Consider the following 21,374-nt stretch of genomic DNA (forward strand, 5'->3'; position numbering starts at 1 on the left):
TTTCGATTGGCCGTCCGGCATATTGGCGGGGAAGTTCAGACCGGCTAGCATCGGTTCAATCTACTTAGTCATACGGAGGAATCATGCATACGGTCAATATTCACGAAGCGAAAGCAAATCTCGATCAACTTCTAACTCAGGCGCTTGCAGGAGAAACGATCTATATCGACGACGACAACGGCCCCGTCTACACGATCAGTTGCGTAGGAACACATAAAGGCGTGAGGTTCGGCCTTCTGAAGGACGAACTCGGCGACATTTCCGACATCGAGGCAGCACTTGCGGCGCCGCTGCCCGCCGAAGTCCTTGCCGCATTCGAGGCACGCTGATGCGTCTGCTGATCGATACTCATATCTACCTATGGAGCGTGATGGAAGATCGCCGGCTCTCGGGCGACGCACGAGAACGCATGCGCGACGCAGAAAAGATCTTCGTGAGCAGTGCAAGCATCTGGGAGTTGTCGATCAAGGCATCGCGTGGAAAACTCGAGCCGCGCGTCGAAAAAGTCGTTGGAAAAGTCCGGCAAAGCGGCTTTCTCGAACTCAAGGTGACTTTCGAGCACGCTTTCGTGGCAAGGGACCTGCCGCTGCTGCATTACGATCCCTTCGATCGGATGCTGGTCGCCCAGGCCGTCAGCGAAACGATGCGGTTCCTTACCGTCGACAAGCAGCTTCGTCACTATCATCCTTGCGTCATTCCTGTTTGACCCTGCGCCGCCCGCCCCGACTCCACGAGCGGCGCTCCCCTCAGTGATACCGCTTCGCCATCGCCTCCAGCCCCATCGGTCTGATGCGGTCCGCATGCCCCGCGCATCCAAACGCCTCGAACCGCTCGATGCACAAGTCCCGCGCCGCCGCCGTCGCCGCCTTAAGCGCATGACGCGGATCGAACTCCGACTTCGCCGACGCCATCGCCCTGCGCATCGCGCCTGTCATCGCGAGCCGGATATCCGTATCGATATTCACCTTGCGCACGCCATTCGCGATGCCGCGCCGAATCTCCTCCACCGGCACGCCGAAAGTCGCCGGAATCTCGCCGCCATGCTCGCGGATGATCGCGAGCCATTCCTGCGGCACCGACGACGACCCGTGCATCACGAGATGCGTATCCGGAATGCGCTCGTGAATCTGCGCAATGCGGTCGATCGCGAGGATATCGCCGGTCGGCTGGCGGCTGAACTTGTACGCGCCGTGCGATGTGCCAATGGCAATCGCGAGCGCATCGATGCCCGTTGCCTCGACAAACGCGCGGGCCTCGTCGGGATCGGTCAGCAGGCGGTCGTGGCCCAACGTGCCTTCAGCGCCCACACCATCCTCGTCACCCGCGCGCCCCGTCTCCAGCGACCCGAGACAGCCCAGCTCGCCCTCCACCGACACACCCACCGAATGCGCCGCCTCCACGACGCGCCGGCTCACGTCGACGTTGTATTCATAATCGGCGGGCGTTTTCTGATCGGGCATGAGCGAGCCATCCATCATCACGGACGTGAAGCCCGAGCGAATCGCCTGCTGGCACACGGACGGGCTCGCGCCGTGATCCTGATGCAGCACCACCGGAATATCCGGATGCGCCTCCACGGCGGCGAGCACCAGATGCCGCAAGTACGGCTCGCCCGCATACTTGCGCGCGCCCGCCGACGCCTGAAGGATCACGGGGCTGCGCGTCGCCTCGGCCGCCTGCATGATCGCGTGGACCTGCTCCATGTTGTTGACGTTGAACGCGGGCACGCCGTAATCGTGCTCCGCCGCGTGATCCAGCAACTGCCTCAATGCGATGAAAGCCATCGTGATGTCTCCATGCAAGTAGCAAAAATTCAGGCTGCCACGCGGCGCGCTTCATCGACGAGCGCATCGGTCGTCACGCCGAAGTGCGCGAACAGTTCGCTCGCGGGCGCGGACTCGCCGAAGCGGTCGATGCCGATCACGCCGCCATCGAGGCCGACGTACTGCCGCCAGAACGCCGTAACGCCCGCTTCTATCGCGACACGCGGCACGCCTACGGGCAGCACACGCTCGCGCCACGCGTTGCATTGACGGTCGAACACGGTGGTCGACGGCATCGATACGACGCGCGCGAGAATGCCCTCCGCCTTCAGCGGCTCGACGGCCGCGAGCGCGAGCGCCACTTCCGAACCTGTCGCGATCAGCACGACGCGGCGCGCATCGCGCTCGCAAGTCGACGGCCAGTCGACGAGCACATAGCCGCCGCGCTCGATGCTGTCGATCTGCGCTTCATCGCGCGGCACGAACGGCAGGTTCTGGCGCGAGAGCAACAGACACGAAGGCCGGTCGCGCTCGACTGCGCTTACCCACGCCTGCATCGTTTCGACGGTATCGCAGGGCCGCCACACGTCGAGCCCCGGAATCATGCGCAGCGTCGCGGCGTGCTCGACCGGCTGATGCGTCGGGCCATCCTCGCCGAGTCCGATCGAATCGTGCGTGAAGACGAACACCGTGCGCGTCTTCATCAGCGCGGCCATGCGCAGCGCGTTGCGCGAGTAATCGGAGAACGTGAGGAATGTCCCGCCGAACGGAAGATAGCCGCGATGCAACGCAACGCCGTTCAGCACCGCGCTCATGCCGAATTCGCGCACGCCGAAGTGGATGTAGTTGCCTTTCTCCGGCGCCGCGCTCACATCCACCGCGTCCTTCCAGCGCGTGAGGTTCGATCCGGTCAGGTCGGCCGATCCGCCGAGCAGTTCGGGCAATGCGCGCGCCAGGCCTTCGATTGCGAGCTGCGACGCCTTGCGCGTCGCGACCGTCTGCCGCGCGCGGTCCGCATCGCGCACGAGCGCATGCGCCGTGTCGCGCCAGTTCGCGGGCAGCGCGCCGCGCACGCGCCGCTCGAACTCCGCGGCCTCGTCCGGAAACACGCGGCGATACGCGTCCATGCGGCGATTCCAGCCCTCCTGCGCCGCCGCGCCCGCCTCGCGCGCGTCCCACAGCGCACGAATCGACGATGGAACCTCGAAAGGCGCATGCGGCCAGTCGAGCGCGTGGCGCGTCGCCTCGATTTCATCGGCGGGCAGCGGCGCGCCGTGCACGTCGTGCGTGCCGGCCATCTTCGGCGCGCCGAGGCCGATCACCGTCTTGCAGCAGATGAGCGTCGGGCGATCCGACTCGCGCGCCAGTTGCAACGCGTGCGATACGTCGTCGACATCGTGGCCGTCGACCGCGCGCACCACGTTCCAGCCGTAGGATTCGAAGCGCTTCGGCGTATCGTCGGTGAACCAGCCGTCGACGTGGCCATCGATAGAAATGCCGTTGTCGTCATAGAGCACCGTGAGCTTGTTCAGCCGCAAGGTGCCCGCGAGCGACGCCGCTTCATGCGACACGCCTTCCATCAGACAGCCATCGCCCACGAAAACATAGGTGCGGTGATCGACGATCTCATGCCCCGGCCGATTGAACTCGCGCGCGAAAAGCGCCTCGGCGAGCGCCATGCCTACTGCATTCGTGAGTCCCTGGCCGAGCGGCCCGGTCGTCGTTTCGACGCCGGGCGTCACGCCCACTTCCGGATGTCCCGGCGTCTTGCTGCCCATCTGCCGGAAGCGCCTGATCTCGTCGATGGAAACGTCATAGCCGCTGAGATGCAAAAGCGCATAGAGCAGCATCGAGCCGTGACCGTTGGACAGCACGAAGCGGTCGCGGTCCGGCCAGTCGGGATCGGTTGGATTGTGCTTCAGATGACGGCTCCACAGCGCGACCGCGATCTCCGCCATGCCCATCGGCATGCCGGGATGACCGGAGTTCGCCTGGCTCACGGCATCGACGGCGAGCATGCGCAGCGCGTTCGCCATCTGTCGCGAGTCGGGTGAGCGATGAAGTCGGGGCAAAGCCTCAGCGACGGCATTCATGAGATGCCTCCTTTGATGCGATGATGAGAAACCTTTCAGGCGCGCGCGCGCCGGTCGCGCAGTTGCAGAATCATCGGCGTGAAGATGAGCTGCATGGCGAGACCCATCTTGCCGCCGGGCACGACGATCACATTCGGCCGCGACATGAATGAATCGTGCAGCATCGTCAGCAGATACGGAAAGTCGATGCCCTTCGGCTTCGCGAAGCGAATCACGACGAAGCTCTCGTCGGGCTGCGGAATCTCGCGCGCGGTGAACGGGTTCGACGTATCCACGGTCGGCACGCGCTGAAAATTCACATGCGTGCGCGAGAACTGCGGACAGATGTAGTTCACGTAGTCGGGCATGCGGCGCAGGATCGTATCGACCACCGCCTCATGCGAATAGCCGCGCATCGTCTGGTCGCGATGCAGCTTCTGAATCCATTCGAGATTGATGATCGGCACGACGCCGACGAGCAGATCCGCATGGCGCGCAATATCCACCTTGTCGGTAACGGCCGCGCCGTGCAGGCCTTCGTAGAACATCATGTCCGTGTTCGGTGTGATGTCCTCCCACGGCGTGAAAGTGCCCGCGTCCTGCTTGTAATGCGCGGCTTCGCCTTCATCGTGCACGTAATGGCGAAACTTGCCGCCGCCCGTTTCGCCGTAGGTATCGAACAGCGTTTCGAGCTCTTGCAGCAGATTCGCTTCGGGCCCGAAGTGACTGAAGTTGACGAGACCATCGCGCTCGCTCTGCTTCATCGCCTCGCGCATGCCGAGACGATCGTAGCGATGGAACGCATCGCCTTCGACGATCTGCGCATTGATTTTTTCGCGCCTGAAGATATGCGTGAAGCTCTTCATGACGGTGGTGGTGCCGGCGCCGCTCGACCCGGTCACCGCGACGATCGGATGCTTGACTGACATGCGCTTGCCTCCCTGTGATGTTTATCTAGTGAGCGCACTTCGTGAAGATCACGCTTCCGTTTCCGGCAGGAACAGCGAGCGTTCCTTGAACAACGGCGACGTGAACGGCTTGTCCTCGCCGCGATCGTATTCGCCGTGGTAGCGCTGAATGCGATCGACTTCATTGCGCGAGCCGAGAATCACCGGCACGCGTTGATGCAGCGCTTTCGGCTCGACATCGAGAATGCGTTCGCGTCCGGTGATCGACAACCCGCCCGCCTGCTCGACGAGAAAGCTCATCGGGCTCGCTTCATAAAGCAGGCGCAGACGGCCTTCCATCTCGGGCGTTTTGAAGTCGCGCGGATACATGAACACGCCGCCGCGCATCAATATGCGATGCACTTCCGCGACCATCGACGCGATCCAGCGCATGTTGAAATCCTGCGCGCGGCAGCCGGTGCGGCCGTCCTTGCATTCCTGCACATAGCGGCGCACCGGCGGCTCCCAGAAGCGCTCGTTCGATGCATTGATCGCGAACTCGCACGAATCCTCGGGAATGCGGATATCGGAATGCGTGAGCACGAAGTTGCCGACATCGCGCTCGAGCGTGAAGCCATGCGTGCCGTTGCCGACGGAGAGCACGAGCATCGTCGATGGACCGTAGATCGCGTAGCCCGCGGCGACCTGTTCGCGGCCCGGCCGCAGGAACGATGCATCGTCGGGTGCGCCGTTTTCATCGGCGTTGCGTCTCAGCACCGAGAAGATCGACCCGACGACGCCATTGATATCGATGTTCGATGAACCATCGAGCGGATCGAACGCAAGCAGATACTCGCCGCGCGGATACGGCTCGGGAATCGCATAGACCTCGTCCATCTCTTCCGACACCATGCCGGCGAGCAGGCCGTCCCACTCGCAGTGCTGCAGGAAGATGTCGTTGGTGACGAGATCGAGCTTCTTTTGTTCCTCGCCGTGCGTGTTGACCGACTGCGCCGAGCCGTGCTGTCCGCTGAGCGCGCCCCGCGTCAATGCGGCGGCGATCGTCTTGATGGATGCGGCTACGTCGATCAGCAAGGCGGAGAGGCCGCTCGCGGCGTCCGGCCCGGGCTTGCGGTCCAGCGTGTCGATCAGGAACTTCGATAAGGTCGTGCGTCCATCCTGCATCGCGTTCTCCCTGGCGTTATGAATCCGTGAACACGCGGCTCGCGCGGATATCGCTCGCATCGAGCTGCATCAGCGCGGCGGCATCGGCGGCGCCGCTACCACGTTCGGCCGCGGCAAAAAGACGGTTCGCCTGACGCAAGCGCGCGCGGTCGAGCGCGTTGCGCACCGAACGCGCGTTGGCGAAGTTCGGCTGTTGAATGCGCCGTGCGAGATACTCTTCGAAGGCGCGGCGCGCGTCGTCGTCGAAGCGGTAGTGCATGTCGGAGAGCATGTGCTCGGCGATCTGCAGGAGCTCGTCCGGCGCATAGTCCGGAAACACGAGGTGATGCGCGATGCGCGACCGGAAGCCTGGATTGCTGTGGAAGAACGTCTCCATGCGCGATTCATATCCTGCGAGAATCACGACGAGATCGTCGCGCTGGTTCTCCATTGTTTGCAGCAGGATTTCGATGGCTTCCTGTCCGTAGTCGCGCTCATTCTCCGGTCGATACAGGTAATAGGCCTCGTCGATGAAGAGCACGCCGCCCATCGCGCGCTTGAGCACTTCGCGCGTTTTGGGTGCGGTGTGGCCGATGTACTGGCCGACGAGATCGTCGCGCGTCACCGAGACGAGATGATTGCGGCGGATATAGCCGAGCCTGTGCAGCACTTGCGCCATGCGCAGCGCGACGGTGGTCTTTCCGGTTCCGGGATTGCCCGAGAAGCACATGTGCAGCGTGGGCGCACCCGACGCGATACCGAGCGTCTCGCGGGCGCGCTCCACGAGCAGATGCGCGGCGATCTCGCGGATGCGCGTCTTGACTGGCGCGAGACCGATGAGATCGCGGTCCAGCTCCGTCAGCACTTCTCCGATGCGCGATTCGCGGTAGAGCGCCATCAGATCGGCATGAGTTTGAAGAGGTGCTTCTTCGAGCGTGGCTTCGGCGCTCATGGTCTTTTCTCCTCATCAATAGCGCTCGCCGCTCGGGCGATCGGTTGCGTAGGTGCGGATCGCATAGCGCTGGACACGGCTCTTTTCGTCCTGGCGTTCCAGGCGGAAACCTTTCTCTTCTACTGGCCGGTTCACCAGGAACGAGAGACGCATCGTTTCGAAGCCTCTTACGGAGTCGAAGGCGTTGACCTTGATGTAGTGGTTCGGATACGTCGCGCGGCATTCATTTACTTCCATCAGCACGCCGGCGGCATCGTGGAGGTCGAACATGGGGAGGCCCCACATTTCCCAATAGGTGTTTCTCGGATGGGGATCGTCGGTGAATTCCACCGAGCAGGCCCAGCCTTGGTCCAATGCGTAGTTGATCTGCGCTGAGATCTCTTCATCGGTCAAGGGTGGCAGGAAGGAAAATGTTCCTTGCGTTATGTTCATTTCGGCATCCTTATTTCAGTTAGGTTGTTTTGCGCTTCCGTTAAATCCTGTATTCGCGTCGGTCTGTTTGCTCTGCCCCTATGCGGGGCGGCAGTCACTTTCTTTGCTGCTGCAAAGAAAGTAACCAAAGAAACAGCTATCCCCATCCAAAGTACTTCACACCGGCCCCGGCACAGAACTGCGCAAGTGGTCCGGCAGTAGCGAGTGCCCTCATAGGCCTAACCGGGCTTGGATCGCGCACGGTCTGTCACATCTCGCCACTCAACTGACCGGTAAGGCGCGAAATAGCTCCAGCCCGCTGCGCGGCCGACCGGTCAATCGGGTCCGCGCGTGCTTCTTTACTAACACCTCCATCTCACTGCATTCGCGTTAGGTTGGTTTCCCTTGTAGACCCGGCGGCAGCGCGTAGCGCTGTGCCGGAGCTATTTCGTGCTGAACCAGCGCGCCAAAACAACTAGCCTGTCAGACCGTGCGCGGTCCACGCCCGGTTAGACCTACGAGGGCACTCGCTACTGCCGGACCACATACCATCTTCTGTGCCGGGGCCGGCTTGAAGCACTTTGGATGGGACAAGCTGTTTCTTTGGTTACTTTCTTTGCAGCAGCAAAGAAAGTGACTGCCGCCCCGCACAGGGGCAGTGCTAATAGACCAACACGAAAACGGGATCCGGCGAACAGCAACAAAAAGACCTCTTACGCCGCAGCAGTCGCCGTAACTGCAAAATCCGGCGTGTCCGTCGACGCATAGTTGAAAGTCACATCGCGCCAGGTATCGAGCGCCTGCTTCAACGGCGTACACGATCGTGCAGCGGCTTCCAGAATGTCCGGTCCTTCGTTGGCAATATCTCGCCCTTCATTCCGCGCTTTAACCATCGCTTCGAGCGCGACGCGATTCGCCGTCGCCCCGGCCTGAATCCCTTGCGGATGCCCAATCGTGCCGCCACCAAACTGCAGAATGCAGTCATCGCCGAAGAGATCGAGCAACTGATGCATCTGCCCAGCGTGAATGCCACCCGACGCAACCGGCATCACCTTCCTCAACCCCGCCCACGGCTGATCGAAGAAAATGCCACGCGACAAGTCAGGCTCATTACGCGCTTCACGGCATACGTTGTAATAGCCCTGCACGGAAAGCGGATCGCCTTCGAGCTTGCCAACCGCCGTGCCCGCATGGGCATGATCGACCCCCGCCATCCGCAGCCACTTCGCGATCACGCGAAACGAAATGCCATGATTGCGCTGCCGCGTATAAGTGCCATGCCCCGCGCGATGCAGATGCAGGATCATGTCATTGCGACGCGCCCACTTCGACATCGACTGAATCGCCGTCCAGCCAATCACCAGATCGATCATCACGATGCACGAGCCCAGTTCCTTCGCGAATTCCGCGCGCTCGTACATGTCTTCCATCGTGCCGGCGGTCACGTTCAGATAATGGCCCTTCACTTCGCCGGTTTCCGCTTGCGCGCGGTTCACCGCTTCCATCGAGAAGAGATAGCGGTCGCGCCAGTGCATGAACGCCTGCGAGTTGATGTTCTCGTCATCCTTCAGGAAATCGAGCCCGCCTTTCAAACCCTCATACACGACGCGCCCATAGTTCTTGCCCGACAGCCCGAGCTTCGGCTTCACTGTCGCGCCGAGCAACGGCCGCCCATACTTGTCGAGCCGCTCGCGCTCGACGATGATGCCTGTCGGCGGCCCCTGGAACGTCTTCAGATACGCAACCGGAATGCGCATGTCCTCGAGACGCAACGCCTTCAATGGCTTGAAGCCGAACACATTGCCGATGATCGATGCCGTCAGGTTGGCAACCGAGCCTTCCTCGAAGAGATCGAGCTCATAGGCGATGTACGCGAAGTACTGCGGCTCGTCGGCGCGCGAGTTCGGAACCGGCTCCACGCGATACGCCTTCGCACGATACATGTCGCACGCGGTGAGACGGTCGGTCCACACGACGGTCCATGTCGCCGTCGACGATTCGCCCGCCACGGCCGCCGCCGCTTCCTCCGGCTCCACGCCCGCTTGCGGCGTGATGCGAAAGAGCGCGATCACGTCCGTGTCCTTCGGCGTGTAGTCGGGCTGCCAGTAGCCCATCTCGCGATACTTCATGACGCCGGCCGCATAGCGCGAGCGCGGATCGGACGGATTGCGCGCCGCCTCGACGGCGGCCTTGCTGAAGTCGTTCATTCCGTTTCCTCGACAGTGAGATGAGAGTGACGTGCGCCTTGATGTTCGAAGCGTCCGTCGCGCTTGTGTGCTGCGCCTGCTGTGATTGCAGAGTAAGCACTGCTCGCGCAGAAAGGAATTCACGAATTTCTTGCCCGGGCTTAAACGATGCCTTAGTCGGGATTAGCCCTGATGCGTTTATGACCGGGCGGATGGGACACTTTGTTCTGATTTCGTCACAGTCGGCGCGCATGATGAAGAGGCCGCGCTCTTCGGCATCCGCTTCATGTCATTGGCATGACGCTTGCATGGTCGAAATGCCGGCCCCCTCCCGGCCGCCTGGCGGATTCGTCCGCCTCGGCAAATCATTGAAAGCGGTAATCGAGGCATCAACCCAACTCACATGGAGGAACGCGCATGCAATGGACCACGCCTAGCTTCACCGATATGCGTTTTGGTTTCGAAATCACGATGTATATCGCCACCCGCTGAACGCGGACCCACCGCACGAGGCCGCGTCGAAGCGATTGCGGCTCTTCGTGCGGTCACGAATATCTACGCCGACCATCATGATTTACGAGACCATCGTCACGACCGCCGATCGCGATGGCCGGCCGCACATCGCGCCGATGGGCGTGCGCTTCGAGGAAGGCTTTGCGATCCTCGCGCCGTTTCGCCCGTCGGCGACGCTCGATAACGTCATCGCGACGAAGAGCGCCGTCATCAACTTGACGACCGATGTGCGCGTCTTCGCCGGTTGCGTGACGGGCTATGCGCGCGACTGGCCGACGGTCGCCGCGGACACCGTGCCGAGCGTGCGGCTCGCGACGACGCTCGCGCATATCGAGTTGCGCCTCGCCGAGATCGTCGATGACGAAACGCGTCCCATGCTGCGCATGGAATGCGTGCATCGCGCGACACATGCACCGTTTCCGGGCTTCAATCGCGCGCAGGCGGCGGTCGTCGAGGGTGCGATTCTCGTGAGCCGGCTTTTCATGCTGCCGCCGGAAAAGGTGGATAGCGAGCTTGCGTATTTGCGGATCGCGATCGACAAGACCGCGGGCGACGACGAGCGCGAGGCGTGGCAATGGCTCTTGCGTGCGATCGACGCGCATCGCGCGAAGGCGCTGACCTGACGCATCTTTCGTGGCATCCCCTCTGGAGTTTCGACGATGACCGCATTGCTCGCGAGTGTCCGCTCAACCGACGAAGCATTCGATGCCGCGCACGCCGGCGCCGAACTGATCGATTTGAAGGAGCCGAGCGCGGGCGCGCTGGGCGGCGTCGCGGTTGGCGATATCGTGCATATCGTGCGTGAGTTGCGGGCGCGGTTTGCAGTACGGCCGATCAGCGCGACCATCGGCGATTTGCCCAACGATGCGCTCGATGAGATCACCACGCGGGTGCTCGATGTCGCGGCTACTGGTGTCGATTATGTGAAGGTGGGGGTTTCGCCCGGTGCCGGTGCTTTTGCTTGCCTGCGGCATCTGGCGAGCCTGCCGGCGGCGGTCGTGCCGGTGTTGCTGTCGGATGATGGCGTGGATCGTGAGCTTTGTGCGCTCGCCGCGCAGCTCGGCTTTGTCGGCATCGTGTTCGATACGGCGAGCAAGAACGGGCGCACGTTGTTCGATTGTGTCGATATTGCGGAACTGGGCGCGTGCATCGCCGCTGTGCGTGCTCGTGGGGCAATGACTGCCGTCGCCGGGTCCTTGGGTTGGGGCGATCTCGATCGGATTCTTTCGCTCTCGCCGGATATTGCTGGCTTTCGAGGAGCTTTATGCGATGAGCGCGATGGGCGGGGCGGGCGGCTCGATCCCTCGCGCGTCGGGCAGTGGGTTCGGGCATTGCATGCCCGTTCGCTTGTTGGGCTTCTATGAGATCCTGTTTTCGCGTCGGTTTATTGTCTTTTGCTTCGCCCACCGGCGTGGAGTCCTGTTTTCGCGTCGGTCTATTGTCTTTTTTGCTTCGCCCACCGGCGTGGAATCCTGTTTTCGCGTCGGTCTATTTGCACTGCCCCTGTGCGGGGCGGCAGTCACTTTCTTTGCTGCTGCAAAGAAAGTAACCAAAGAAACAGCTATCCCCATCCAAAGTACTTCACACCGGCCCCGGCACAGAAGAAGTCTCGTGGTCCGGCAGTAGCGAGTGCCCTCAGAGGTCTAACCGGGCTTGGACCGCGCACGGTCTGACGAGCTAGAACATTAAGGGCGCTGGTTCAGCACCATATAGAACCGGCACAGCGCTACGCGCTGCCGTTGGGTGTGCAAGGGAAACCAACAGAAGGCAAATGCAGTGAGATGGAAGCATTAGCAAGGAAGCACACGCATCCCCGATGGACCGGTCGGCCGCGAAGCGGGCCGGAGCTATTTCGTGCTGAACCAGTAAGTGAAGTGGTGCGATGTGACAGACCGTGCGCGATCCAAGCCCGGTTAGGCCTATGAGGGCACTCGCTACTGCCGGACCACTTGCTATCTTCTGTGCCGGGGCCGGCATGAAGCACTTTGGATGGGACAAGCTGTTTCTTTGGTTACTTTCTTTGCAGCAGCAAAGAAAGTGACTGCCGCCCCGCACAGGGGCAGTGCCAATAGACTGACACGAAAACAGGAAGTCGATAGAAGCCGAAGCAGACCACCCTTAAACCGCCACATTAAGCAACCGATCCCGCATAACCGAAGCATCGGCTTTACTAAAAATCTCGACAATATAATTGGCATCCCGCACATAAGCGGGAAACCTCCGATCCACGATGCCCTTAGCGGCCAGCGCTTCCAGCGGTGCATCCGCATCGACATCACAGGACTTCACGATCATCAAGCGCTCCGCATTGAGCGAAGTGGAGAGCCAGGCCGCGAGGCTGTCCGAGGTCGTGTCCCAGTTCGTCATCGAATCAGGCGTCGCACGCATCAGATCAGTCGGTACCCACACCGCGACGCGTCCATCCCGCAATGCACGCCGGATGCGATCCTCATTCGAAGCCAGCACGAGTTCCGGCACCACGCCCTGCATCAAAATGGCGTATTGCGCCATCGCAAGCAGGCACATGTTGTGAGCGGCGAGATCGTCGAAATGCCATTCGCGCTGATATTGCCGCACCGCGTCCGCGAAATCGCCGCCGCCCGGCACGATCACGACGCGCCCTCCGCCCACTTCCCATAGCCGCGTCAACCACTCGCGCAGCGCCGGGTCGTGACCGAGGCTACCCCCGATCTTCACCACCCACATGTTTTCTGTCCTCGTTCGATAGTGCCGCCGGGCCACGCTCCCGGTTGCTTACCGCGCCTGCGCTCCGCTGTACTTCGCACGCGATCACGCCGCACGAGGCGACGCATCGTTCGAAGAACGCGCTTCGTTGCCCGCCTCGCCCTTCGAGCCGCCCGCCGCCGTCGATGCCAGCAACGCGACCGCCACGCTCGGCGCACATGTCGATACCCATTCGGCACGCGTCGCATCGTCGCTGGCCACGCCCGCAAGCCGCGCGAAATCGACATAACTGCGCGCCTCCTGCCGCGCAAGCGCCGCCGCCAGGAAGCGGCCGCACCCCGCGCCGACGATCGGCGCCGCCGCGAGCGCCGCATCCTGCGCGACCACGCGCGCGAGATTCAACTCCAGCGTGCGCAACTGCTCGTGACGCCAGTTCTGCGCGAAACGGCGCCATTCGGCATCGGTCGCATCGGCGGCATCGCGACCGATCATCCGCGCGATGCGCGCACGGCTCGCGGCCTCCGTCTTCGGCCCGTTGTCGGCGCTCGGATGCTGGTCGTGCTCCGGCCACAGCTCGCCCGTCAGACGATAGACGTCCGCGGTCGTCGCAAACCATTCGTTCATCACGCCGGTCGTCTCGCCGCGAAACGCAATGCGATGCGCGACACCGCACAGCGGCGTGCGCACGATGCCCTGATAGACGAGCTCGCCGCTGATGAGCCGCTCGGCATCGTTCGCGCCGCGCGCCACGACACGGCCGCCAACGATCGGAATGATGTCCGTCGTCGTGCTGCCGATATCGATGAGCAATGCATCCGGCATGCACGCCGCGACCCATTGCGCCGTTGCGAGCCAGTTCGCCGATGCCACCCTGCGCCAGCCGTCCGCGCACGCCGAGCGCGCGAGCCAGTTGCCCTGGTCGCCTCCGCCCGCAAAGAACATCGTGCGCGGCCCGAGCCGTTGCGCGAGCGTGCGCGTGAGCGTACGCACGCCCTCGGCGCGATCGGCGAAGAGGTCGACCATCTCGCCCGTCATCGTGACGGCATGGCGCGCGGATGCATCGGCGGCGATAGGCCAGCGCTCGAACATGGCGTCGATCACGCGTTCGAGATGCGCGATGCCCTGCCACAGCGGACACGCCCATTGCGCGACATCGGAAAGCACGCCCGCGCGGCTCGCCATCGACACCTTGACGTGCGCGCCGCCCACGTCCCAGCCGAACACCGGCGCGTCGTTCGATGCCGATGTCGTCATGACGCCGCTCCGCCGCATGCGCGCAGCAATCCGGCATCGCCGTCGAAACCAGGCACGCGATGCGCCGCGAGCAACTCCGCCGCGAGATTCTTGCCGCCGCGCCGGCTCAGTTCCGCATACGCGACCGTCAGACGCGGATTCACCTCGATGACGACCGGCCCGCGCTCGGGATGCCACACGACATCGATGCCCGCGAAGCCGCGCAAGCCCGGAAACGCCTCCGCGACGCGCAGCGCGAGCCGCTCCAGCGCGCGCCCTTGCGGACCATGCCTGTCGATGCAATTGACATCGACGCCATCGAACTGAACGATGCGCTCGCGCCGTCCCGAGCCCGCCGCATCCGACAGGCCGATGCGCTGCCGGTTGATGCTGACGAGCCGCGAGAGCCGGTCGCGGCAGATCAGCGACAAGCTCAGCGGCTCGCCGTCGACCCATTCCTGCAGCACGGGATTGCGGCCCGCTTCGGCGCGCGTCTGATATTCGGCGCGCGCGGCGGCGAGATCGTCGTAGACGTAGGTATCGAGGCCGCCCGCGCCGTCGTCGGGCTTGACGACCCAGCGCCGTCCGAGACCGGTGGACGCGTGCTCGGGTTCGAGCGCGGGCGTCGCGGCAATGCTGCGCGCGGCGAGACACGCGGCCGTTGCGCTTTTGCTCGACGCCGCGCGGATCGCTTCCTTCGCGCAGCCGAGCCAGCGCGCCTGGCCAACGGCATCGTAGAGCTTGAGCAGGAGGCCATCGCACTCGGGCGCGACGATGCACGCATAGTCATGCTCGCGCGCCATGCGGGCGACGAAGCGCGTGACCGGCTCGCCGGGCTGCGCGCGCACGTAGCCGCGTTCGTCGCCGAGCTGCTCGAAGCGCGAGCTCGCGACGGTCACCTCGATGCCTGGCAGCGCGCGCAGGTCGGCGGCGATGGCATCGCGCATCACGCGGCCTTCGACGATCAGCGCGGAGAGGTCGGCGAGGCTGCCTGTGTCGGCCACGTCCGGATCGATGCCGCCGCCGGTGAGATACTCGAATACAAAGATCTTGTTCAAAGGAAAGCCATCCATGCAGGTGATACCTGTTCTCGATCTGCTCGACGGCCACGCGGTGCGCGCGGTGCGCGGCGAGCGTTCGCGTTATCGGCCGATCCAGTCGTCCTTGTGCGCGACGAGCGATCCGGTTGCGATCGCCCGCGCGCTCGTCGCCGCCACCGGCGCGCGCACGTTGTACGTCGCCGATCTGGGCGCGATCCTTTCGCGCGGCGCGCACGACCATGCGCTCGCCGCGCTCTGCGATGCCCTCGGCGACGGCCTGCGCGTCTGGCTCGACGCGGGCTTCACCGCGTTTGCGCCGATGCGCGCGTTGGTCGAACGCATCACGCGTCTGTCGCGGTCCGCGTCGCCCGCCGCGATCGTGCCCGTGTTCGGCACCGAGACGCTGCTCGACATCGGCGCGATCGCCGAGGCATCGGCTTGCGGCTTCGAGCCGATTCTTTCGCTCGACTATCGCGGCGGGCGGGTGCTCGGTTCGACGCATACCGAGAGCGCGTGGTGGCCGTCGCGCGTGATCGTGATGACGCTCGATCATGTCGGCGCGAATGCCGGGCCCGATCTCGATACGTTCGCTTCCGTGCGGGCGCTTGCCGGGGGGCGCGAGGTGATCGGTGCGGGCGGTATCCGCGATGATGCCGATCTCGCTCTTGCCGCCGGTAGCGGCGCCTATGCGTGGCTCGTCGCTTCCGCGATTCACGATGGGACTTTGGGTCGTCGCGATGTGCCTCGCGGGGCTTCGGAAGGGTGAACTCTCAATATTTGTGCCAAGGGCCTTGAGGGCTGGGGCGGGGCCGTAAACCTACGGCAAGGAGGTGTTGCATCAGGTGGTGCATGGGTGACAGTGTGTTGCAATGCGGAGCAGTTTTTTGTTCGCTTTGGGCAGCGAGGGCAGGTGCTCCTGTTGTTGTTGTTGTCGTTGTTGTTGTTCGCCGGATCCCGTTTTGTTTTTGGTCTATTAGCGTTGCCCCTATGCGGGGCGGCAGTCACTTTCTTTGCTGCTGCAAAGAAAGTAACCAAAGAAACAGCTATCCCCATCCAAAGTACTTCACACCGGCCCCGGCACAGAAGAAGTCTCGTGGTCCGGCAGTAGCGAGTGCCCTCATAGGCCTAACCGGGCTTGGATCGCGCACGGTCTGCCACATCGCACCGCTCAACTGACCGGTAAGGCGCCAAATAGCTCCGGCCCGCTTCGCGGCCGACCGGTCCATCGGGTCGGCGCACACTTCCGTGCTAACGCTTCCATCTCACTGCATTCGCCCACCGTTGGTTTCCCTTGCATACCCAGCGGCAGCGCGTAGCGCTGGGCCGGCGCTATTTGGTGCTGAACCAGCGCGCTCAAACTTTTAGCTTGTCAGACCGTGCGCGGTCCACGCCCGATTAGGCCTACGAGGGCACTCGCTATTGCCGGTCCACGTGCCATCTTCTGTGCCGGGGCCGGCATGAAGCACTTTGGATGGGACAAGCTGTTTCTTTGGTTACTTTCTTTGCAGCAGCAAAGAAAGTGACTGCCGCCCCGCATAGGGGCAACGCTAATAGACCAACGCGAAAACAGGATTTCACGTACCCGGAAACAAACCAAGGTGACTGCCGCCCCGCACAGGGGCAACGCTAATAGACCACTAAGAAAACGGGATCCGGCGAAAAAAAGGGCATAGACCTTGCTCTAGAGCGTCACCATGCACGATTCCTCCACGATATCGAACGCACAGGCCACAGCTTCGAAACCCTGGACCTGCCCGTTCTGCCCCCTGCTATGCGACGACATCACGCTCGTGCCGAGCGCCGATCAGCGCCTCGCAGCACCGCACACCGCCTGCCCGCGCTTGGCGGAGGCGCTTGCCCGCGTCGGTCCCAACGACACAAAGCAAGCACCGACGGTCAACGCGCAACCCACCGATCTCGCGTCGGCGCTCTCGCAAGCCGGGGCGATCCTGTCGAACGCACGGCGGCCGCTTTTCGGCGCACTCGCGACCGACGTGGCCGGCGCACGCGCGCTCTATGAACTCGCCGCGCATTGCGGCGCCATCCTCGATCATCTGCACGGCGACTCGCTCGCCGACAGCAACCGCGTGCTGCAAGACCGCGGCGCACTCTTCACCACGCTCTCCGAAGTGCGCTCACGCGCCGATCTGGTCGTCGTGTTCGCGTGCGAGCCGTCGCGGCGCTATCCGCGCTTCTACGAACGCGCCATCGGCAAAGACCGCGACACAGGCATCGTATTCGTCGGATGTGATGTCGATAAAGCCGCGAACGCGCACGCCGAATCGATACTGCAGAACGCCGATCCCTTCGATACTCTCGCGCTCTGGTCCGCGCACGTCGAAGGCGGCCGGCCGGTTCCGGTCGCAGAACTCGTCGCGCTGACGGAGCGCATCGTCAAAGCGCACTACACCGCGTTCATCTACGAGCCTTCGATGCTGCCGGCACCACACGCGGCGCTCGCGATCGAAGCGCTGCAACGCATCGTCAAGGCGATCAACCGCACCGCGCGCGCAGGCGCGCTCGCGCTCACCGGCGACGATGGCGCGGCATCCGTCAATCAGGCAATCACGTGGCTCTCGGGCTTCCCAGTGCGCACGCGCGTCGCGTACGGCATGCCGCTCGATCACGACGCGCATCGCTATCGCACGGAAGCGCTCCTGCAGCGCGGCGAAATCGATGCGCTCCTCTGGGTGTCGAGCTTCGCGCCCGAGCCATTGCCCGCATCGCTCGATGACAACGTGCCCGCGATCATCCTCGGCCATCCATCGATGACAGTGCCCGCGCGCCAGGCCCCGACCGTGTTCATTCCCGTCGCGACGCCAGGCATCGACAGCGGCGGGCATCTCTTTCGCGTCGATACATCGGTCGTCGCGCCGCTCACCGCCGCGCGCGATGCGGGACTGCCGACGGTCGCCTCGATCGCGTCGCAGCTCACGCAGGCAAGGAGGCCGCAATGAGCCTCACGCGCCTGAAGGGCGGCACGCTCTACGATCCGGCCAACGGCCTCGATGGCGAGAAGCGCGACATCTATATTCGCGATGGCCGCATCGTCGATAACGCAGAAGGCGAATCCATCGCACCCGAACGCGATTTCGATGCAAACGGCATGATCGTGATGGCGGGCGGCATCGATCTGCATTCGCACATCGGCGGCGGCAAGACGAACCTCTCGCGCCTGCTGCTGCCCGAAGATCATCGCGACGATCCGCGCGCCGTGCCCGATCGCCCCAGCGAAGGCCGCTATATGCGCCTGCCCTCGTGCGGCGTATGCGCGCCGGGCACGCTCGACGCGGGCTATCGCTATGCGGAAATGGGCTACACGGCCGCGTTCGAGCCGGCGATGATCGCGTCGAACGCGCGCCACGCGCATCTGGAAATGGGCGACACACCGATCATCGATCACGGCGCCTACGTGATGATGGGCAACGACGAGCTCTTCCTGCAGATGCTCGCCGCGAACGAAGACTTCGAGCGCCTGCGCGACTATGTCGGCTGGACGATACATTCGAGCAAGGCGCTCGGCGTGAAGGTCGTGAATCCCGGCGGCATCTCGGCGTTCAAGTTCAATCAGCGCTCGCTCGATGTCGACGAGAAACACGTCCACTACGGCATCACGCCGCGCGACGTATTGAAGACGCTCACGCGCGCCCTCACCGATCTGCGCGTGCCGCATCCATTGCATGTTCACGCGAGCAACCTCGGCGTGCCGGGCAATATCGAATCGACGATCAGGACGATGGACGCAGCCGTCGGCCTGCCCATTCATCTGACGCATATCCAGTTCCACAGCTACGGCACCGAGGGCCCGCGCAAGTTCTCGTCGGGCGCGCGGGCGATCGCCGAAGCAGTGAATGCGCGCAAGAACGTGACCATCGATGTCGGCCAGATCATCTTCGGCCAGACTGTCACCGCATCCGGCGACACGATGATGCAGTTCAAGAACGCGCCCATGGCCAACCCGCGCAAATGGGTGCTCGGCGATATCGAATGCGATGCGGGCTGCGGCGTCGTGCCGTTCAAGTATCGCGAGCAAAGCTTCGTGAATGCGCTGCAATGGATCATCGGACTGGAGATCTTTCTGCTCGTCGACGATCCGTGGCGCGTGTCGATGACGACCGATCATCCGAACGGCGCGCCCTTCACGAGCTATCCGCATCTGATCCGCCTGCTGATGGACAAATCCTTCCGTGACGAGCAGCTCGACAAGCTTCACGCCGATGCGAAAACCGCGAGCGCGCTCGGCGGCATCACGCGCGAGTTCTCGCTGTACGACATCGCGATCATCACGCGCGCCGGTCCCGCGAAGCTGCTCGGCCTGACAGATCGCGGCCATCTCGGCGCGGGCGCGGCGGCGGATATCGCCGTGTATCGCGACGATGCGGATCGCGAGCGCATGTTCACATCGCCCGCTTATGTGTTCAAGGACGGGCAGCTGATCGCGCGCGACGGCACGCTGCTCGCCACGCCCACCGGCGGCATTCATTTCGTGAGCCCCGAGTACGACCGCGCGATCGAAAAGCGCGTGCGCGACTACGCGCAGAAGAATCTCGCGACGCGCTTCGAGAACATCGCGATCGGCGACGACGAAATCTGCGCGTGCTGCAACGGCGGGCGGCTCTTGCCCGTCGCATGCTTCGCGGCTAGCGGGAGCTGATGCATGTACATCAACGACATGCGCATCAACGACACGCAGATCGACGACACCTTCGCCGAAGCCTTTCCGATGAAGGCGACGCGCCTCGTCATCACCGCGCACACATCGACGTGGGCGCGGCATGCGGCCAACTCGCTGACTGGCTTCGCGACATCCGTGATCGATTGCGGCTGCGAGGCCGGCGTCGAACGCGATCTTTCCGCCGACGAAACGCCTGATGGCCGGCCCGGCGTCGCGGTGCTGATCTTCGCGGTATCGTCGAAGGAACTGGCCAAGCAAATCGCGCGGCGCGTCGGGCAATGCGTGCTCACGTGCCCGACGACGGCCGTCTATGGCGGCATCGATCCGGCGAACACGCGCGCGCCGCTCTCCGATAACGCACCGCTCGGCGCGGGCCTGCGCTTCTTCGGCGACGGCTATCAGATATCGAAAGTGCTCGACGGCACGCGCTACTGGCGCGTGCCCGTGATGGACGGCGAGTTCGTCTGCGAGGATTTCACCGGAACAGTCAAGGCGGTCGGCGGCGGCAATCTGCTCTTCCTCGCGCGCGATATCGACAGCGCATTGCATGCGGCCGAATCCGCCGTCGCCGCGATGCATCGGCTGCCGAACATCATTACGCCGTTTCCGGGCGGCGTCGTGCGCTCAGGGTCGAAAATCGGCTCGAAGTACGCGGGCGCGGCGGCATCGACCAACGATGCGTTCTGCCCGACGCTCGTCGGCTTGTCGAAGAAGAGCGAGCTGACGCCGGATATCGCGTGCGTGCTCGAAATCGTGATCGATGGCTTAACCGACGCCGATGTCGGCGCCGCGATGACGGCGGGCATCGCGGCCGCGACGAAGATCGGGCGTGCGGGCGGCGTGCTGCGCATCTCGGCGGGCAATTACGGCGGCAAGCTCGGGCCGTATCACTTCAAGCTGCATGAACTGTCGAAGGATATCGACGGGAGCCGCGCATGAACGCCATCGAATTGCGCGTAAAAAATGCGCCGGGCTTTCGCGTCGACGGGTCGAAGTTACTGCCCGCCGCGCTCGCTGAAACATCGGCTTCCGATTTGCCGCGCACGGTGCTGCACGGCGCGGGAGAAACCTTCGCGCTCGGCGATCTCTTCGATGTCGCGCTCACGCAATCCGGTGCGCCCTCGCTCACGATCGAAGGCGACGTGCAATGGCTCGATCGCATCGGCGCGAACATGACCGAAGGCACGCTCACGGTGCACGGCAACGCGGGCGATCATGCGGGCATGAAGATGTCCGGCGGCGAATTGCACATCCATGGCGATGCAGGCGTTTTCGCCGCGTGCGAAATGCAGGGCGGACGCATGGCGATTCACGGCAATGCGGGCGATTTCGCCGCGAGCGCGCTGCCCGGCGACATGGAAGGCATGACGGGCGGCACGCTCACGATCCACGGCAACGCAGGCGCGCGCCTCGCGGACCGCATGCGGCGCGGCACCGTGCTCGTCGCGGGCGATGCGGGCGATTTCGCCGCGTCGCGGCTCGTCGCGGGCTCGGTCTGCGTCGGCGGGAAAGTCGGTTCACACTTGGGTTACGGCATGCGGCGCGGCACCGTTTTACTGATGAACATGGCAGAAATGCCATCTCGCATCCCACCGACTTTCACCGAAGGCGGCCACGGCTTCGACGTCTTCTGGCGGCTCTTCACGCGCATGCTCGCGCGCGAGATCGCGCCCTTCGCGACACTCCCGGGCAATGTGTTGCCGCGCCGCTACGCGGGCGACCTGGCGGTCGACGGACGGGGGGAATTGCTGATCGCCAATATCTAGCCAGACGAGAAAAATGAATCCTGTAGC

General features: G+C 63.5%; 20 protein-coding genes. 10 read left to right on the top strand and 10 right to left on the bottom strand.

The genetic code is table 11. The features are described from left to right. Window positions 1-83: 83 nt before the first annotated feature. Entirely contained in the window at window positions 84-329 is a 246-nt protein-coding gene (locus AC1Z32_RS33425) for a type II toxin-antitoxin system Phd/YefM family antitoxin (RefSeq protein ID WP_483483089.1), read from the top strand. After that, complete coding sequence (locus tag AC1Z32_RS33430) at window positions 329-706, top strand: type II toxin-antitoxin system VapC family toxin (protein WP_483483090.1); 378 nt, start codon at window positions 329-331, stop codon at window positions 704-706. Before AC1Z32_RS33425 ends, AC1Z32_RS33430 begins: the two co-directional genes overlap by 1 nt. A gap of 40 nt (window positions 707-746) precedes the next feature. On the opposite strand, the gene fba is transcribed toward AC1Z32_RS33430, so the two are convergent. The 7 genes from fba to AC1Z32_RS33465 all read right to left on the bottom strand — a co-directional run bounded on the left by fba (window position 747) and on the right by AC1Z32_RS33465 (window position 9,456). Beyond that, entirely contained in the window at window positions 747-1,784 is a 1,038-nt protein-coding gene (gene fba, locus AC1Z32_RS33435) for a class II fructose-bisphosphate aldolase (RefSeq protein ID WP_483483091.1), read from the bottom strand. A gap of 29 nt (window positions 1,785-1,813) precedes the next feature. Beyond that, window positions 1,814-3,856, bottom strand: a complete 2,043-nt coding sequence (gene tkt, locus AC1Z32_RS33440; protein WP_483483092.1) for a transketolase — start codon at window positions 3,854-3,856, stop codon at window positions 1,814-1,816. Window positions 3,857-3,891: 35 nt separating this feature from the next. After that, window positions 3,892-4,764 (bottom strand): phosphoribulokinase, encoded by an 873-nt coding sequence (locus AC1Z32_RS33445; RefSeq protein WP_483483093.1) that lies wholly within the window; start codon window positions 4,762-4,764, stop codon window positions 3,892-3,894. Window positions 4,765-4,812: 48 nt separating this feature from the next. Next, entirely contained in the window at window positions 4,813-5,907 is a 1,095-nt protein-coding gene (locus tag AC1Z32_RS33450; RefSeq protein ID WP_483483094.1) for a class 1 fructose-bisphosphatase, read from the bottom strand. A gap of 16 nt (window positions 5,908-5,923) precedes the next feature. Then, window positions 5,924-6,838, bottom strand: a complete 915-nt coding sequence (cbbX, locus tag AC1Z32_RS33455; RefSeq protein WP_483483095.1) for a CbbX protein — start codon at window positions 6,836-6,838, stop codon at window positions 5,924-5,926. Window positions 6,839-6,853: 15 nt separating this feature from the next. Next, window positions 6,854-7,270 carry a RuBisCO small subunit-like domain-containing protein gene (locus tag AC1Z32_RS33460; RefSeq protein ID WP_483483096.1) on the bottom strand — a complete coding sequence of 139 codons (417 nt, stop codon included), beginning with the start codon at window positions 7,268-7,270 and terminating at the stop codon, window positions 6,854-6,856. Between the two features lie 692 nt (window positions 7,271-7,962). Further along, window positions 7,963-9,456 (bottom strand): form I ribulose bisphosphate carboxylase large subunit, encoded by a 1,494-nt coding sequence (locus AC1Z32_RS33465; RefSeq protein ID WP_483483097.1) that lies wholly within the window; start codon window positions 9,454-9,456, stop codon window positions 7,963-7,965. Window positions 9,457-9,852: 396 nt separating this feature from the next. On the opposite strand from AC1Z32_RS33465, the gene pqqA reads away from it, so the two are divergent. The 3 genes from pqqA to AC1Z32_RS33480 all read left to right on the top strand — a co-directional run bounded on the left by pqqA (window position 9,853) and on the right by AC1Z32_RS33480 (window position 11,312). Further along, window positions 9,853-9,927: a pyrroloquinoline quinone precursor peptide PqqA gene (gene pqqA / locus AC1Z32_RS33470; RefSeq protein ID WP_008354335.1), complete on the top strand. Its 75-nt coding sequence runs from the start codon at window positions 9,853-9,855 to the stop codon at window positions 9,925-9,927. 77 nt (window positions 9,928-10,004) lie between these two features. After that, window positions 10,005-10,571 carry a DUF447 domain-containing protein gene (locus AC1Z32_RS33475; protein WP_483483098.1) on the top strand — a complete coding sequence of 189 codons (567 nt, stop codon included), beginning with the start codon at window positions 10,005-10,007 and terminating at the stop codon, window positions 10,569-10,571. A 36-nt stretch (window positions 10,572-10,607) separates the two neighbouring features. Continuing rightward, entirely contained in the window at window positions 10,608-11,312 is a 705-nt protein-coding gene (locus AC1Z32_RS33480; RefSeq protein ID WP_483483099.1) for a (5-formylfuran-3-yl)methyl phosphate synthase, read from the top strand. A gap of 754 nt (window positions 11,313-12,066) precedes the next feature. On the opposite strand, the gene AC1Z32_RS33485 is transcribed toward AC1Z32_RS33480, so the two are convergent. The 3 genes from AC1Z32_RS33485 to AC1Z32_RS33495 all read right to left on the bottom strand — a co-directional run bounded on the left by AC1Z32_RS33485 (window position 12,067) and on the right by AC1Z32_RS33495 (window position 14,924). Beyond that, window positions 12,067-12,654, bottom strand: a complete 588-nt coding sequence (locus AC1Z32_RS33485; protein WP_483483101.1) for an amino acid kinase family protein — start codon at window positions 12,652-12,654, stop codon at window positions 12,067-12,069. Between the two features lie 84 nt (window positions 12,655-12,738). Further along, entirely contained in the window at window positions 12,739-13,887 is a 1,149-nt protein-coding gene (locus tag AC1Z32_RS33490) for a hydantoinase/oxoprolinase family protein (protein ID WP_483483102.1), read from the bottom strand. Beyond that, window positions 13,884-14,924 (bottom strand): ATP-grasp domain-containing protein, encoded by a 1,041-nt coding sequence (locus tag AC1Z32_RS33495; protein ID WP_483483103.1) that lies wholly within the window; start codon window positions 14,922-14,924, stop codon window positions 13,884-13,886. The genes AC1Z32_RS33490 and AC1Z32_RS33495 overlap by 4 nt, the downstream gene beginning before the upstream one ends. Before the next feature lie 13 nt (window positions 14,925-14,937). Between AC1Z32_RS33495 and AC1Z32_RS33500 the strand changes: the two genes are divergently transcribed. From AC1Z32_RS33500 to AC1Z32_RS33520, 5 genes are all read left to right on the top strand, one after another. Continuing rightward, a complete protein-coding gene (locus AC1Z32_RS33500; protein WP_483483104.1) occupies window positions 14,938-15,672 on the top strand; it encodes a HisA/HisF-related TIM barrel protein in 735 nt (244 codons plus the stop codon). A 928-nt stretch (window positions 15,673-16,600) separates the two neighbouring features. Beyond that, window positions 16,601-17,863: a molybdopterin-binding domain-containing protein gene (locus AC1Z32_RS33505; protein ID WP_483483105.1), complete on the top strand. Its 1,263-nt coding sequence runs from the start codon at window positions 16,601-16,603 to the stop codon at window positions 17,861-17,863. Then, on the top strand, window positions 17,860-19,560 hold the full coding sequence (locus AC1Z32_RS33510) for a formylmethanofuran dehydrogenase subunit A (RefSeq protein WP_483483106.1): 1,701 nt from the start codon (window positions 17,860-17,862) through the stop codon (window positions 19,558-19,560). Before AC1Z32_RS33505 ends, AC1Z32_RS33510 begins: the two co-directional genes overlap by 4 nt. Window positions 19,561-19,578: 18 nt before the next feature. Beyond that, a complete protein-coding gene (gene fhcD / locus AC1Z32_RS33515; protein WP_483483376.1) occupies window positions 19,579-20,520 on the top strand; it encodes a formylmethanofuran--tetrahydromethanopterin N-formyltransferase in 942 nt (313 codons plus the stop codon). Continuing rightward, complete coding sequence (locus AC1Z32_RS33520) at window positions 20,517-21,347, top strand: formylmethanofuran dehydrogenase subunit C (protein WP_483483107.1); 831 nt, start codon at window positions 20,517-20,519, stop codon at window positions 21,345-21,347. The genes fhcD and AC1Z32_RS33520 overlap by 4 nt, the downstream gene beginning before the upstream one ends. The last annotated feature ends 27 nt before the right edge of the window (window positions 21,348-21,374 follow it).

This window comes from Caballeronia sp. 11_S32, from assembly GCF_056930355.1.

Coding starts and splice junctions, on each gene's coding strand:
- AC1Z32_RS33425 (WP_483483089.1), top strand. CDS start 84: ATGCATACGGTCAATATTCACGAAGCGAAAGCAAATCTCGATCAACTT.
- AC1Z32_RS33430 (WP_483483090.1), top strand. CDS start 329: ATGCGTCTGCTGATCGATACTCATATCTACCTATGGAGCGTGATGGAA.
- fba (WP_483483091.1), bottom strand. CDS start 1,784: ATGGCTTTCATCGCATTGAGGCAGTTGCTGGATCACGCGGCGGAGCAC.
- tkt (WP_483483092.1), bottom strand. CDS start 3,856: ATGAATGCCGTCGCTGAGGCTTTGCCCCGACTTCATCGCTCACCCGAC.
- AC1Z32_RS33445 (WP_483483093.1), bottom strand. CDS start 4,764: ATGTCAGTCAAGCATCCGATCGTCGCGGTGACCGGGTCGAGCGGCGCC.
- AC1Z32_RS33450 (WP_483483094.1), bottom strand. CDS start 5,907: ATGCAGGATGGACGCACGACCTTATCGAAGTTCCTGATCGACACGCTG.
- cbbX (WP_483483095.1), bottom strand. CDS start 6,838: ATGAGCGCCGAAGCCACGCTCGAAGAAGCACCTCTTCAAACTCATGCC.
- AC1Z32_RS33460 (WP_483483096.1), bottom strand. CDS start 7,270: ATGAACATAACGCAAGGAACATTTTCCTTCCTGCCACCCTTGACCGAT.
- AC1Z32_RS33465 (WP_483483097.1), bottom strand. CDS start 9,456: ATGAACGACTTCAGCAAGGCCGCCGTCGAGGCGGCGCGCAATCCGTCC.
- AC1Z32_RS33475 (WP_483483098.1), top strand. CDS start 10,005: ATGATTTACGAGACCATCGTCACGACCGCCGATCGCGATGGCCGGCCG.
- AC1Z32_RS33480 (WP_483483099.1), top strand. CDS start 10,608: ATGACCGCATTGCTCGCGAGTGTCCGCTCAACCGACGAAGCATTCGAT.
- AC1Z32_RS33485 (WP_483483101.1), bottom strand. CDS start 12,654: ATGTGGGTGGTGAAGATCGGGGGTAGCCTCGGTCACGACCCGGCGCTG.
- AC1Z32_RS33490 (WP_483483102.1), bottom strand. CDS start 13,887: ATGACGACATCGGCATCGAACGACGCGCCGGTGTTCGGCTGGGACGTG.
- AC1Z32_RS33500 (WP_483483104.1), top strand. CDS start 14,938: ATGCAGGTGATACCTGTTCTCGATCTGCTCGACGGCCACGCGGTGCGC.
- AC1Z32_RS33505 (WP_483483105.1), top strand. CDS start 16,601: ATGCACGATTCCTCCACGATATCGAACGCACAGGCCACAGCTTCGAAA.
- AC1Z32_RS33510 (WP_483483106.1), top strand. CDS start 17,860: ATGAGCCTCACGCGCCTGAAGGGCGGCACGCTCTACGATCCGGCCAAC.
- fhcD (WP_483483376.1), top strand. CDS start 19,579: ATGCGCATCAACGACACGCAGATCGACGACACCTTCGCCGAAGCCTTT.
- AC1Z32_RS33520 (WP_483483107.1), top strand. CDS start 20,517: ATGAACGCCATCGAATTGCGCGTAAAAAATGCGCCGGGCTTTCGCGTC.